Annotated in this window: 1 protein-coding gene; it reads right to left on the reverse strand. The window is 76.0% G+C overall.

The features are described from left to right. Positions 1-337 (reverse strand): Ig-like domain-containing protein (locus MRBLMU1_RS25515; RefSeq protein WP_363507640.1); only part of this gene is annotated, 337 nt, incomplete at both ends.

Below are 337 nucleotides of genomic sequence, written 5' to 3' on the forward strand. Positions count from 1 at the left end.
GCCGGGCCGACGTTGCCGGCGGCGTCGGTGGCGGTGGCGGTGAGGTTGTGGACGCCGGCCGCCAGGGTGCCGGTGGTGACGGTCCAGACGCCGTCGGCGTTGGCCACGCCGCTGCCGACCAGGGTGGTGCCGTCGTACAGCTTGACGGTGGCGCCGGCTTCGGCGCTGCCGGTGAGGGTCGGTGTGGCATCCTTGGTCAGCTTGTCGGCATCGGACACGCCCGTGTCGGACGCGGCGTCGAGCACCGGGGCGCCCGGGGCGCCCGGCGCGGCGCGGTCGATGGTCACCACCAGCGGCGCCGACGGCGCCGAGATGTTGCCGGCCAGGTCGACGGTGC

The organism is Burkholderia sp. LMU1-1-1.1, assembly GCF_040675865.1.
In the GTDB taxonomy this organism is placed as follows: Bacteria; Pseudomonadota; Gammaproteobacteria; order Burkholderiales; family Burkholderiaceae_D; genus Rugamonas.